The 12,844-nt window shown below is 63.9% G+C and carries 11 protein-coding genes and 1 pseudogene; 2 read left to right on the top strand and 10 right to left on the bottom strand.

Annotation, left to right across the window (positions count from 1 at the left end):
* Window positions 1–6: 6 nt before the first annotated feature.
* The 3 genes from ACQCSV_RS04905 to ACQCSV_RS04895 all read right to left on the bottom strand — a co-directional run bounded on the left by ACQCSV_RS04905 (window position 7) and on the right by ACQCSV_RS04895 (window position 2,552).
* Window positions 7–930 (bottom strand): Cgl0159 family (beta/alpha)8-fold protein, encoded by a 924-nt coding sequence (locus ACQCSV_RS04905; protein ID WP_354154192.1) that lies wholly within the window; start codon window positions 928–930, stop codon window positions 7–9.
* The gene (gene iolC, locus ACQCSV_RS04900) at window positions 927–1,961 is read right to left on the bottom strand and encodes a 5-dehydro-2-deoxygluconokinase (RefSeq protein ID WP_354222577.1); all 1,035 of its coding nucleotides are present in this window, start codon (window positions 1,959–1,961) and stop codon (window positions 927–929) included. Before iolC ends, ACQCSV_RS04905 begins: the two co-directional genes overlap by 4 nt.
* Window positions 1,962–2,147: 186 nt before the next feature.
* The gene (locus ACQCSV_RS04895; protein ID WP_354222575.1) at window positions 2,148–2,552 is read right to left on the bottom strand and encodes a tautomerase family protein; all 405 of its coding nucleotides are present in this window, start codon (window positions 2,550–2,552) and stop codon (window positions 2,148–2,150) included.
* Window positions 2,553–2,723: 171 nt separating this feature from the next.
* Between ACQCSV_RS04895 and ACQCSV_RS04890 the strand changes: the two genes are divergently transcribed.
* The gene (locus ACQCSV_RS04890; RefSeq protein ID WP_354155770.1) at window positions 2,724–3,083 is read left to right on the top strand and encodes a metalloregulator ArsR/SmtB family transcription factor; all 360 of its coding nucleotides are present in this window, start codon (window positions 2,724–2,726) and stop codon (window positions 3,081–3,083) included.
* Window positions 3,080–3,562: an SRPBCC family protein gene (locus tag ACQCSV_RS04885; RefSeq protein WP_354155771.1), complete on the top strand. Its 483-nt coding sequence runs from the start codon at window positions 3,080–3,082 to the stop codon at window positions 3,560–3,562. Before ACQCSV_RS04890 ends, ACQCSV_RS04885 begins: the two co-directional genes overlap by 4 nt.
* Before the next feature lie 151 nt (window positions 3,563–3,713).
* On the opposite strand, the gene ACQCSV_RS04880 is transcribed toward ACQCSV_RS04885, so the two are convergent.
* From ACQCSV_RS04880 to pcrA, 7 genes and pseudogenes are all read right to left on the bottom strand, one after another.
* Window positions 3,714–5,465 (bottom strand): IS1634 family transposase, encoded by a 1,752-nt coding sequence (locus ACQCSV_RS04880; protein WP_426939230.1) that lies wholly within the window; start codon window positions 5,463–5,465, stop codon window positions 3,714–3,716.
* A 221-nt stretch (window positions 5,466–5,686) separates the two neighbouring features.
* The gene (sucD, locus tag ACQCSV_RS04875; RefSeq protein WP_426939229.1) at window positions 5,687–6,589 is read right to left on the bottom strand and encodes a succinate--CoA ligase subunit alpha; all 903 of its coding nucleotides are present in this window, start codon (window positions 6,587–6,589) and stop codon (window positions 5,687–5,689) included.
* 11 nt (window positions 6,590–6,600) lie between these two features.
* Window positions 6,601–7,770 carry an ADP-forming succinate--CoA ligase subunit beta gene (gene sucC, locus ACQCSV_RS04870; RefSeq protein WP_426939228.1) on the bottom strand — a complete coding sequence of 390 codons (1,170 nt, stop codon included), beginning with the start codon at window positions 7,768–7,770 and terminating at the stop codon, window positions 6,601–6,603.
* Between the two features lie 222 nt (window positions 7,771–7,992).
* Window positions 7,993–8,701: pseudogene (locus tag ACQCSV_RS04865) on the bottom strand (hypothetical protein).
* 18 nt (window positions 8,702–8,719) lie between these two features.
* Window positions 8,720–9,628 (bottom strand): glycosyltransferase, encoded by a 909-nt coding sequence (locus ACQCSV_RS04860; protein WP_426939227.1) that lies wholly within the window; start codon window positions 9,626–9,628, stop codon window positions 8,720–8,722.
* Window positions 9,625–10,020: a glycosyltransferase gene (locus ACQCSV_RS04855; RefSeq protein ID WP_426939226.1), complete on the bottom strand. Its 396-nt coding sequence runs from the start codon at window positions 10,018–10,020 to the stop codon at window positions 9,625–9,627. Before ACQCSV_RS04855 ends, ACQCSV_RS04860 begins: the two co-directional genes overlap by 4 nt.
* Before the next feature lie 166 nt (window positions 10,021–10,186).
* Window positions 10,187–12,757, bottom strand: a complete 2,571-nt coding sequence (gene pcrA, locus ACQCSV_RS04850; protein ID WP_426939526.1) for a DNA helicase PcrA — start codon at window positions 12,755–12,757, stop codon at window positions 10,187–10,189.
* Window positions 12,758–12,844: the final 87 nt, after the last annotated feature.

Genomic DNA, 12,844 nt, shown 5'->3' with positions numbered 1-12,844 from the left:
GGGACGTTACTCCGATACTTTCGCTGATGACTGCAGCTCAGACGTCTTGAGCAGCGAGGCGGCGGTGGCGACGGCCCCGGCCACATCGCCGTCGGCCGGGTACAGGAGCGTCCGTCCCACGGTGAGGCCCTGGACGCCGGGCAGGGCCAGGGCGGCCTGCCAGCTGGCGAAGACCTTGTCCTGGGTGCCTTCCGGATCCCCGCCGAGGAGCACGGTGGGCAACGTGGTGGCCGCCATGACGCGTTCCATCTCCGCCACCACGGGCAACTTCATCCAGGTGTAGGCGCTCGTGGAGCCTAGGCCTTGGGCGATCGCGATGGACTTGATGACGGCGTCCGGGCTGAGGTCGTTGCGGACCTTCCCGTTCTTCCAGACCGAGAGGAAGGGTTCCACCATGGCGATCAGCTTGCGTGCAGCGAGGGAGTCGACGGCGCGTGCCGTGGCTTCCAGGGCGGAGGCGGTGTCCGGGTCGCCGAGGCAGATGCGGGTCAGCATCTTGCCGCCGTCGGCGCCCAAGGCTTCCAGTGCCGCGGCCGTGTGGCCGGTGAAGCGGTCGTCGATTTCGTTGACGAGCCCGGCCAGGCCCCCGCGGTTCATCGAGCCGAAAACGAGCTTGTCTTCCAGGGCCCCCAGCAGGAGCAGGTCATCCATGATGTCCGGGGACGCCAGGACACCATCGACGGCGGGATTTGCCAGGGCAATCTGCAGGCGGTCCAACAAATCGAGGCGGTCCGCCATGGCCACCGGAGCGTTTCCCACGGAGAGGGCGCCGCGGGCCGGGTGGTCGGCGGCAACGATGAAGTTCTGCACACCATACTTCAGCCCCGGATGGCGGCGACGGGTGGCTGCCGCGCGGGCAACGGCCTCGGGATCTTCCAGCCGGAGGGCACTCAGGTGCTGGTAGCGGCGGGGATCATCGTTGGCGCTCAAGACGCTGCTCCTTCGGAAACTGTGGTGTGGGACGGTTGTGAAGCGGCGGCACCGGCCAGGGCCGGTGCCAAGCGGCCGCGTTCGGCCAGCAGCGAGGTGACCTCCTCCGGCGTCGGCATCGCGTCTGCGCAGGAAAGGCGGGAAGCCACAATGGCGCCGGCGGCATTTGCGTAATCCAGGACCTGGGCCAGCGGCCAGCCGGACAGCAGTCCGTGGCAGAAGGCTCCGCCAAACGAGTCGCCGGCACCGAGGCCGTTAAGGGTTTCCACCGGGACCGGCGCCGAGACAACGCGTTCGGTGCGGGTCTTTGCCATCACGCCTTCCGGGCCAAGCTTGACCACGGCGATCTCGACGCCGGCGGCCAGCAATCGGTCGGCCTGCTCGTCAGGGGTACCTTCGCCCACGGCGACGGCACATTCCTTGTCGTTGCCGATGGCTACCGTGACGTGCGGCAGGATCTTGGCAACCTCGGCCCGGGCATCCGCTTCGGAGGCCCAGAACATGGGCCGGTAGTCCAGGTCCAGGATGGTGTACTGGCCTGCCCGGAGACCGGTCCGCGGACGCGCCGCATGGGCAGCCAGGTGGGCCTCGCGGCTGGGCTCCTGGCACAGGCCAGTCACGGTGGACCAGAAGATCCCGGCTTCACGGATGGCGTCCAGGTCCAGCTCCGCGGCCTTGATCTGAAGGTCAGGGGCCGTGGGGAAACGCCCGTAGAAGTAGAGCGGAAAATCTTCCGGCGGCATAATGGCGCAGAACGTCACCGCGGTGGGCCATTCCTTCACCGGTGTAACGAACGTATCGTCCACGTTGAACTTGCGCAGTTCACGGTGGAGGTATTTCCCGAAGGCGTCGTCGCCCGTGCGCGTGATCACGCCTGCATTGCGGCCATGCCGAGCCGCGGCCACGGCCACATTAGACGGGGAACCTCCGAGGTACTTTCCGAAGGACGTGACGTCCTCCAGATCCACCCCTATATCGTTCGGGTAGATATCGACACTGATGCGCCCGATCGTGAGCAGTTCGTGGGTCACGGTAATCGCGGACCTTTCTGTTTGAGCTCCATACCCTGTACAGCAAGAGCTAGAACTCCGGTTCCTGGCCGGGCCCCCGTGAGCGGGACCACAACCACTACCTTGCCCTAGAATCATTGTCCTGTCAAAGGTTTGTACTGACATATTTACAACCTGCATAAAGGTGCCGGATTGGCGCCCTCGGGATTACTTTGGGGGAACCGCCAGTTCGCCCGTGACGTACTGCGCCCGCCCAAAGCCGAATGACCAGTCGCTGGCGGCATTCTCCACATAACCGATGAATACGTCCTCGCCGGCAATACCAAGTTCCACGAGTCGGGCAGCGATCGCGGCAAAGAGGGACTGTTTGGCCGCTTGGCTGCGGCCACCTTGGGTAAAAATCTGGATCATCACCACATCGGCGGTGCGCTCGAAGCCGAGCCCTGCATCCTGGGCGACAATCTGGCCCTGCGGATGCTCCGTGAGGACGTGGAAATAGTCGCGCTCGGGGATGGCATACTCCGCGAGGATGGCATCGTGGATTCCGCGACTTAGGCGTTGCAACTGTTCGGAGCTGCGCCCTTGATTAACATCGATTCGAACCAGTGGCATTTTTTCATCTCCCTTAAAGATTGTCCTGACATACTAACAAACATACAGGATAAGGGGCAAGGAAATCCCCGGAAACCCCTTCCGCACAGGCAGTGGCAGCGGTACGGTTAAACAACCAAATGGTTGATAAATGAGTTATTTGATTACCGATTATGAAAGGCCTGCACCACGATGAACCCCGACGACGGCACCCTGGACTCGGCCTTTATGGCCCTGGCCGACCCCGTACGGCGGCGGATCATCGCCCGGCTCAGCCGCGGACAGGCAACAGTCAACGAATTAGCGGAACCCTTCGCGATCACCAAACAGGCGGTCTCGAAGCACATCCAGGTCCTCGAGCAGGCGGGGCTCGTTACCCGCAGCAGGGAAGCCCAGCGCCGGCCCGTCCACCTGAATCCCGCACGGCTGGAGGCACTCACCGCGTGGATCGACCAGTACCGGCTGGTCCGCGAAGAGCAGTTCCGCAGCCTGGACGCCGTGCTCAGGTCCAATGCCGCCAACGGCGGCACCCACCCCAAGGAATCATCATGAGCAATCCACTGAACCTCACCATTCCTGAAGGACTCCCCTTCATCGACTACGACCGCGAATTCGACTTCTCGGTAGCGGACGTGTTCCGCGCGCACAAGGACCCGGACCTCATCGTCCAGTGGCTCGGCCCGCGCGGTATGAAGATGGAAATCAACCACTTCGATTTCCGCACCGGCGGCAGCTACAGCTACCTGCACACCGGGCCCGACGGCGTCGCCTACGAATTCAGCGGCGTCTATCACACCGTCCGCGAGAACGAATTTGCCGTCCAGACCTTCGAATTCGGCGGCTACCCCGACGTGGTCAGCATCGAGTTCCTCACGTTCGAGGACCTCGGCGACGGCCGGTCCCGCGTCCGGGGCCACTCCGTCTACCCCACCCGGGAAGCCCGCGACGGCATGGCGCAATCCGCTATGGAAGGCGGCATGACCGAGGGCTACGAGCGGCTCGACGAACTGCTCAGCGGCGCCAAGGTCTAGCACAGCACCTAAACGCGGGCGACGGCGGACGGTGACCTTCGCGGGAAAGGTGACCGTCCGCCGTCGTACTTAAACTGAAGTTACGTGAGTTAAGACAGGAAGATCCCCGGGTTGCCGGGGATCTTCCTGTCTTTTGGTTTGGGGTGTCTGGCTACTTTCTGTGGTTGGTGGCGTGGTCGTGGATGAGGTTTAGGGCTTGGTGCTGGGTTTCGGTGGGCGCGGCGAGTAGCTCGAAGGTGCCGGTGGTGCCGGTCATTTTCATGGTGTTTCTGGTCCTGGTGCCGAGGTGGCGGAGAAGGGCTTGGTAGGAGCGCGCCGGGGTGCCGTCGTCCAGGGTGCGGGTGCTGGCCTTCCGTGCGGCGGCGGTGGAGCGGTGCACGGAGGCGACGGGCTCCTCGGGGACGGGCCGGTCTTCGTCGGTGAAGGTCAGGGGTGTGAGGGCCTGACGCAGGTGCCAGGTCAGGTGCCCGGCGAGCATGCAGAGGAACACGTGGGCGCGGGTGCGTTCCTCGGTGTGGTGGTAGATCGGGCGGATGTGCAGGTCCCGGGATTTGAGGGTTTTGAAAATCTTTTCCACGTTCGCCAGGGACTTGTAAACCCGGACCGTCTCGGCGGCGCCCATGGTGTCCTCGTTGACGCTGGTGCGGATGACATAGATCCCATCCAGATCGGCTTCCCTGGCGATGGTTTCCGGGTTCCGTTCCCAGGCCAGGGTGGTGTCGGTGATGGTGAGGGTGAAGTGCTTGGCCATATTGTTCTTCCCCAGGGTTTTCCCGACTCTGAGCCCGGTCTTCCCGGCGTCCTTGAGCCGGCCCGCGGTCACGGCTTTCTGGATGGTTTTCAACCGTTCTTCGGTCACGTCAAGGAGCTCTTCGCGCTTGTGTTTGCGCAGGGAAGCCAGGGCGGGGTTGTAGCAGGCGATCAGCCGTTCCCCCGGGTAGTCCGGGTGGCTGATTTCGGCGAGGTTCTGCTGATCGAACAGGCTCATTTGCAAGGGGCCCTGGTCCTCGGCGAGGGCCTGGATGGCGGTGTTGCGCAGGGCGCTGACCCAGCCCAGGGCGGTGTTTTTCAGGTCCTGGATGCGGGCGGAGGTGATCATGCCCCGGTCCCCGACCATGACCATGTCTTCCACCCCGGCGAGGGCCTGGATTTCCTTAGCGATGGCAATGAAAGCGGTCGGATCCGCCGTGTTCCCCGGTAACACGCGGACCGTGACGGGGATCCCGGCACGGGTGGCCAGCATCCCGTACTCAATCTGCTCCACCCCGCGCTTTTTGTCCCGGGAATAGCCATGCGCGGCCAGGGGGTTGTGGGTGCCGGTCACCCACGAGGAGGAAAGATCAAACAGGGCCAGTTTCTCCGGGTTCGCCTCCGGGCGCAGATAGGTGAGGACCAAGGCTTTTTCAATCTGTGCTTGGCGGGTGCCGAGCCAGTCCATGGCCCGGTACAGGTCATCGGTGCTCACCGGCCCCAGGTCAGCCCCGAGGGTAGAGTCGGCGAACCAGGACAGGGTCGCCAGCTTCGAGGACGGCGCGCAGATCCGTGCGGCCAGCAACGCCATGACCAGATCCCGTTCCCGGCACGCTGGCCCCACCATCGCCTCGAACCCGAGTCCTCGGGCCATGGCGTACACGGCTTCGATATGGCCGTGGGGCAGGGAGCGGGTGATCTGCAACGCCACTCCGGCCTCCACCATCGTCTTGCCCGCCAACGACGCCTTCAGCGTGTCAATGGCTGGAGCCGGCAGCGCCGAGAGGTTGGCGAGGGTTTCGTGTTTGACCTTCCCGTCCTCCCGGAAGGAGCGGCGCAGCAGCACTGAGCGGTACTCGACCTCCACCCCGGACTTGTTCGTCCGGCGGGAAGTATTCACGGCTACATGCATGGCAGGCGCTGCCTTGGTCATACCCCGACAATACGCTTCACCGCGGTCGAAGTGAAGAGATTTTCAAAATAATTTAGTGGCTACAAATGTCGGTACAAAAATGGTCCTTCCCCCGGAATCCAGAAGGAAAACGAGGAAAGGACCAACGTAACTTCAGCTTAAACAAGCAACGCGGGGTCACTTACGGCCCATCCCACCGAGTGGAATGGGCCGTAAATGACCCCGCGTTGTACTTCTTGGTGCTAAAGCGCTGCGTAGACTTCGCGCAGCAGCTTGGCGGTCTCGGACGGCGTTTTGCCGACCTTCACGCCTGCAGCCTCGAGGGCTTCCTTCTTGGCCTGGGCGGTTCCGGCGGAACCGGAGACAATGGCGCCGGCGTGGCCCATCGTCTTGCCTTCGGGAGCAGTGAAGCCGGCAACGTAGCCAACAACGGGTTTGGTGACGTGTGCCTTGATGTAGTCGGCAGCACGCTCTTCGGCGTCGCCACCGATTTCGCCGATCATGACGATCGCCTTGGTCTCCGGGTCAGCCTCGAACGCGGCCAGGGCGTCGATGTGCGTGGTACCGATGACGGGGTCGCCGCCGATGCCGATGGCGGTGGAGAAGCCCAGGTCGCGCAGTTCGTACATCATCTGGTAGGTCAAGGTTCCGGACTTGGAAACCAAGCCGATGGGGCCCTTGCCCGTGATGTTGTTCGGCGTGATCCCAACCAGCGCTTCGCCGGGCGTGATGATGCCGGGGCAGTTCGGTCCGATGATGCGTGTGACCTGCTTGCCGTCGGCGTCAACCGTGGACTGGGCCAGAGCCCAGAACTCGGCGGAGTCCTGGACGGGCACGCCTTCGGTGATGACAACAACCAGGCCGATCCCTGCTTCGATGGCTTCAACCACGGCGTTCTTGGTGAAAGCCGGCGGGACGAAGACGATGGAGACGTCGGCGCCGGTTTCGGCAATGGCTTCCTTGACGGTGCCAAAAACGTTGACCTCGGTGTCGCCGTGTAGCACCGTGGTGCCGGCCTTACGGGCGTTGACGCCGCCAACAATGTTGGTGCCGGCCTTCAGCATCAGGGCGGTGTGCTTGGTGCCTTCGCCGCCGGTGATGCCCTGGACGATGACCTTAGAGTCCTTGTTCAGATAGATAGACATGGTGCGTCCCTTTACTTAGCTGCGTTGGCGAGCTCGGCGGCCTTGTCGGCGCCCTCGTCCATGGTGGCGGCCAGGGTAACCAGCGGGTGGTTGGCCTCGGCCAGGATGCGGCGGCCTTCCTCAACGTTGTTGCCGTCGAGGCGGACTACCAGCGGCTTGTTCGCATTATGGCCCAGCTCGGCCAGCGCACCAACGATGCCCTTGGCTACAGCGTCACACGCGGTGATGCCACCGAAGACGTTCACGAACACGGACTTGACCTGCGGGTCGCCCAGGATGACGTCGAGGCCAGCGGCCATGACCTCGGCGGAAGCTCCACCGCCGATGTCCAGGAAGTTGGCGGGCTTGACATTGCCGTGGTTTTCACCGGCGTAAGCAACAACGTCCAGCGTGGACATGACCAGGCCTGCACCGTTGCCGATGATGCCCACTTCACCGTCCAGCTTGACGTAGTTCAGGTCCTGCGCCTTGGCCTTGGCCTCGAGCGGATCTGCAGCGTCCTTGTCTTCAAGGAGGGCGTGCTTGGCGTGGCGGAAGTCGGCGTTCTCGTCGAGGGAGACCTTGCCGTCCAGTGCCACGATGTCGCCGGCGCCGGTCTTGACGAGCGGGTTGACCTCAACCAGGGTGGCGTCTTCTTTCTCGAAGACGTCCCAGAGCTTGAGGATCACGGCGGCGACTTTGCCGCGCAGTTCCTCATCGAAGCCTGCAGCTGCAACGATTTCGTCAGCCTTGGCTTGGTCGATGCCCACAGCGGGATCGATGGCGATTTTAGCGAGCGCCGCGGGGCGTTCGACGGCGAGCTGTTCGATTTCCATGCCGCCTTCTACCGAGCACATGGCCAGGTAGTTGCGGTTGGCCCGGTCCAGCAGGACGGAGAAGTAGTACTCCTCGGCAATGTCGGCACCCTGGGCAATCATCACCTTGTTGACGGTGTGGCCCTTGATGTCCATGCCCAGGATGTTGGTGGAGTGCTCAAACGCCTCATCGGCGGTCTTTGCAACCTTGACGCCGCCAGCCTTACCGCGGCCTCCGGCCTTAACCTGGGCCTTAACGACAGTTACGCCGCCGATTTTCTCGGCAGCTGCCTTTGCTTCTTCTGGGGTGTACGCCACGATGCCGGCAAGCACGGGTACACCGTGCGCCTCGAACATATCGCGCGCCTGGTATTCAAACAGGTCCACGGTTTAGTGTCCTTCTACGTCGAAGTAGTTTCTGTACAGTCGGGCACCGCCGAAGACGATGACCGGGCTGCGGATTGCCTGCACCTGGGGCCAGTTCGAAAACGGGCCACACAGCGCAATGCTCCATTCGGAACTCTAGTCCTCTCCGAGGACCGGCCCGTTCCACAGTACCGCTTATGTGAGTAACGACACTATTCTATGGAGCGTAGAAAAACGCCTAGATTACGGGGTTTTCGAGGCCTCTGCGGGCGCCCTGGAGGCCGTTGCCGCTGCCTTGGAAATAAGTCCGTAGCGGTCCCGGGCCACAAAGAACCCGACGCCGGCCGAGACGTTTCCGCATGCCACGCCGCCGTTGTAGGCGGTACAGCGCAGTCCGTTCCGTTCCAGGTTCTGGCCCTCGGCGAGGACCGCCAGTTCCGTCAGCGGACCGGCCTTGTTCCCCTTGGGTCCGTACGCTGCCTCCATTTGTGTGACGCCGGAACGGCACTCCCCGTACGTTGCCTTGTCCGGGCTGAGCAGCGCCGTCCCGCCCAGGTAGCCCAGGCCGGTGCCGGCGCAGTCGTCCTTGATGTCGCTCGCGGCAGGTTTGGGGTATCCGGCAAGCTCTCAATGCGCCACGGGGACGGTCGCGAGCTTGTTGTTGGCCGCGTCACTGAAGCTGTTCGACTCGTACGGGAGGTTGAGGTGTTCCCCACGGGCCGACCTCAAGGAAGCAGAGAATGTTCCGATCCTCCGTAATGAAGGACAGGGCGTCTCCGCTGGCCCTGAACGCGGCGGGGTCAGTCAGGGCTGCCTGTTCGAGTTGCTTGATGGCCGGCAGCGGGGGCGGCGCCACGTAGCCCGGGTCCTCGGTGGTGATGCTGCAGGCAGTGCCCGCCAGCAGGAAGAGGGCGGCCAGGATTCCCAATACAGTCCGTCGTAGGGCCTCCATTATGCCCCGGTGCCGGTCTCAGCCCGGCGTACGCCTGCCCGCGTCCTCCACCACTGCGGCAGCGACTTCAGCGGGATCCTCACCCTCGAACTGCTCCTGCATCTTCCGTGCGCGGCTTTTCCAGCCGGGATCGGCCAGTATCTTTCCCACTGCAGCGGCAATGTCGGCGGGTTTGGGTGATTCCGTTCTGAGGTTAATGCCGACGCCGGCGTATTCCACCCGGGCGTTAACATCACTTTTGCCCTCGTTGATCCCCGACACCACCAACGGAACACCCTTGGACAGGCTCAGCTGCACACCGCCAAATCCGCCGTTGGTGATAAAACAATCCGTGAAGTCAAAGACCTCCGCGAAGTCCACGTAGTCCCGCACCACCACGTTGGGTTGCGCGAAGCGGGCTGTCAACGCCTCGGTGCCGTGCCCGCTGGTTGCGACGATGACCAACGCGTCCATGTCCTTGACCTCTTCAAGCGCCGGAACGATGAGTTTGTCCTGGTCGAGGTTGTCCACGGTTCCCTGGGTTATTACGAGTGTTGCGGGGTAGTTTCGCGGCAGCCCATCGCCAGCGCCTCGACCTGCCACGGACTGGCCTGCCGACCGGTACGGCAGGAGCGCACCGACGTAGTGCACTTTAGGGTTGACCCGGCGCCGCGGGAAATCCAGGGATTCCGGGCCGGTCTGGATGATGGCGTCCGAGCACCGGTAGGGTTCGTCCGTCAGCCGGCCTTCCCGCGGGACAGCCTGGCCGTAGGCGGTGTGCTGCCGCCGGTAGCTTTGGCTGGCCGGCCGAAGGATGACCTTGTCGGACAGCAGGCCCGCCAGGCCTTGGATCGCTTTCTCCATGGGATTGCGGGGCGGCCGGAACCCGAAGAAGAGCGGGGGCACCTGCGGATCGCTTTCCATGTTGGGGATCGCGACAAAGTTCACACCGTCGTGCCCATCAGATGGGAGACGAGGCGGTGAATGAACATGGAACTGTCCGCCACCAATACGTCGAAGGGATCCTGTTGCGCTACTTCGCGGATGTCCTCGAAGAAGTGGCTGACGTTGCTGGCGAAGATTTTCTCGCCGTCGAAGCCAATGGCCCGTGGGCCTTTCAGCTTGGCCCGCTCCGGGTAGAGCTCATTGAGGTTGTCCGCGCGGTGCTCTGTGGCCCTGCGGAAGGGGAAGTGCTGGATTCCCATCCCGCCGAGCCTGTCTGCATAAACAGGCCCCGTGTACCAGGCCACCTCGTGGCCGCGGTCCTTGAGCCGCATCGCCACGCCGGTCATGGGGTTGAAATGGCCGTCAATGGCCTGGCTGGCGAACAGGATCTTCACGGTGGAGCCCCCGAATCTGCTGTGCTCAGGATCTGCTGTGCCCAAGTGGCCTGCGCTTAACCGGTTTCCCGGCAACCGGCGGTTTCCCGGCAACCGGCGGCTTCCGGCTACCGGCGCGTTCCTGAACTGTAAGCCAAGCGCCGTGCCCGGACAAGGGCACCCGCGGCTAGGCGTCGAGCTTCGTCAGAGGCGCGTAACGGAGCAGGAGACGCTTTTCGCCGACGCTGAACTTCACCTTGGCCACCGTCTTGTCCCCCGCGCCTTCCAGCGCCAGCACCGTGCCGTTGCCGAAGCTGGTGTGGTTGACCTTGTCACCCACACCGACGGCCACAATCTCCTTCTGCGGCTGGACCCGGTTCTTGGCGATGGCTGCGGGAACGTCCGCGTTGAAGCCTGCCGACGAGTCGGCCGCCGCACCGCGGGACGTGCCGGCGCCCCAGAAGGATCCGCCGTAACGGCTGGAGCCGATCGAGGCGCTGCTCCCCCACCCGCCGGACTGCTTGCTGGTGCCTTCGCGTTTCCATTCCAGCAGCTCGGCGGGAATCTCCTCGAGGAACTGGCTGGCCGGGTTGTACTGGCTTTGGCCCCACATGCTGCGGACTTCGGAACGGGTGACGTAGAGGCGCTTGCGCGCGCGGGTCAGGCCCACGTAGGCCAGCCGGCGTTCCTCGGCGAGTTCCTTGGGGTCCGTGGCCGAGCGCTGATGCGGGAACAGCCCGTGTTCCATACCGGTCAGGAACACCACCGGGAATTCGAGACCCTTGGCGGTGTGGAGGGTCATCAGCGTGACTACCCCGAGGCGTTTGGCTTCCGCCACGGCGGCATCGATGTCTGCGCCCGGCGCATCCGGGATCTGGTCGGCATCCGCCACCAGGGACACCTGCTCCAGGAAAGCACCCAGGGACCCTTCCGGGTTCTCCTGTTCGTATTCACGCACGACGGCGACGAGTTCCGCCAGGTTCTCCACGCGGGACTCGTCCTGTGGATCAGTGCTGGAACGCAGCCCGGCAAGGTAACCGGTCTGTTCCAGGACGGCTTCCAGCGCTGCGGCGGCCCCCGAGCCCGAGGCTACCTCTGCGAGGTCGTCCAGCAGTTTCACAAACCCGAGGACAGCGTTGACGGAACGGGTGGCCATGCCGGGAGCTTCTTCCGCCCGCCGGGCGGCGGCCATAAATGACATCCGTTCGCGTTGGGCCAGCGCAGCCACGGCGCCTTCGGCTCGGTCACCAATGCCTCGCTTGGGTTCGTTGAGCACCCGGCGCAGGTTGACGTCGTCGTCCGGGTTCACCAGAACCCGGAGGTACGCGAGGGCGTCCTTGATTTCCTTGCGGTCGTAGAAGCGCGTGCCGCCCACTACCTTGTACGGCAGGCCAACCCGGACCAGCACATCCTCTATGGAGCGTGACTGGGCGTTGGTGCGGTAGAAAATGGCAACGTCACCGGGGCGGAGGTTGTCCTCGTCCTGGAGCCGGTCAATCTCCTTGGCAATGAACTGGGCTTCGGCGTGCTCGTTCTCGCCCACGTAGCCGATGATCTTGTGCCCGTCACCCTCGGCCGTCCACAGCCGTTTGTCGGGACGGTTGGGGTTGCGCGAGATCACGGAGTTGGCCGCGCTGAGGATGTTCTGGGTGGAGCGGTAGTTCTGCTCCAGTTTGATGGTCCGGGCGTCCGGGTAGTCCTTCTCGAACTCGACGATGTTGCGGATGTCAGCGCCGCGGAAGGCGTAGATTGACTGGTCGGAGTCGCCGACGACGGTGAGCTCGGATGCTCCGGGGCCCTCACCCACGATCTCGCGGACCAGTGCGTACTGGGCGTGGTTGGTGTCCTGGTATTCGTCCACGAGGACGTGCCGGAAACGCCGCCGGTAGGAATCGGCGAGTGCGGGGAAGGCGCGGAACATGTAGACGGTCTCGGCGATGAGGTCATCGAAGTCCATGGCGTTGGCCTGGCGCAGCCGCTGGGTGTAGCCCTTGAAGACGTCAGCCACGGCGGACTCGAAGGGATCGTTGTGGTTCGCGGAGGACGCGTAGGAATCGGCGTCGATGAGCTCGTTCTTGAGCGCGGAGATCTTGTGCTGGATGGCCTTGGGCGCGAACTTCTTGGGGTCCAGGTCCAGGCTCTTGGAAACCTGGATAACCAGCCGCAGCGAGTCCGCGGAGTCGTAGATGGAGAAGTTCGACTTCCGGCCCACGTTGGCGGCCTCCTGGCGCAGGATTCGCACGCAGGACGAGTGGAACGTGGAGATCCACATGATCTTGGCGCGTCCACCCACCAGGGCAGCGATGCGCTCCCGCATCTCTGCGGCGGCCTTGTTGGTGAACGTGATGGCCAGGATCTCACCGTGATGCGCACGGTGGGTGGCAATGAGGTAGGCGATCCGGTTGCTGAGGACGCGGGTTTTTCCCGAACCGGCGCCGGCCACAATAAGCAGGGCTCCGCCGGCGTGCTTAACGGCGTCTTCCTGCTGCGGGTTCAGTCCCTGCAGGAGTTCCTCGGCGCTCGGCCGGTGGTGGTCCGGCTCGCCGTTGCCGTCACGCGTGGGCTGCTGGTTGGCCCAGCCGCCCGCGTGCTGGGCGCCTTGTCCTGCTGCGCGTTCGGAGCCGTTGGCGGACGCGCTGCCAGGCCTGCCGCCACCGAATTCGGCGGCCGCAGCAAGGCCTTCCGGGCGCGATTTGGTGCGGGCGGAGGCTGGCGTGGCGGCCTTGAAGGGTCCGTCCGAGTACGGGTCAAACAACATATCCATGGTGCCTCCAAGTCTAGGCGGTGGGGCTGACACTCAGGTCCAACCCTGTGGATAACACCGCGAGCCAACCCCGGAGGCGCT

It is taken from the genome of Pseudarthrobacter sp. S3, assembly GCF_050156905.1.
GTDB lineage: Bacteria > Actinomycetota > Actinomycetes > Actinomycetales > Micrococcaceae > Arthrobacter.
Note: the sequence above shows the minus strand (reverse complement) of the source record. Positions and strands in the feature narration are given on the sequence as shown.

Bases quoted from the DNA above. Each gene is read 5' to 3' on its own strand.
- pcrA (WP_426939526.1), bottom strand. From the start codon at position 12,757: ATGTTGTTTGACCCGTACTCGGACGGACCCTTCAAGGCCGCCACGCCA.
- sucD (WP_426939229.1), bottom strand. From the start codon at position 6,589: ATGTCTATCTATCTGAACAAGGACTCTAAGGTCATCGTCCAGGGCATC.
- ACQCSV_RS04895 (WP_354222575.1), bottom strand. From the start codon at position 2,552: ATGCCACTGGTTCGAATCGATGTTAATCAAGGGCGCAGCTCCGAACAG.
- ACQCSV_RS04890 (WP_354155770.1), top strand. From the start codon at position 2,724: ATGAACCCCGACGACGGCACCCTGGACTCGGCCTTTATGGCCCTGGCC.
- ACQCSV_RS04885 (WP_354155771.1), top strand. From the start codon at position 3,080: ATGAGCAATCCACTGAACCTCACCATTCCTGAAGGACTCCCCTTCATC.
- ACQCSV_RS04880 (WP_426939230.1), bottom strand. From the start codon at position 5,465: ATGACCAAGGCAGCGCCTGCCATGCATGTAGCCGTGAATACTTCCCGC.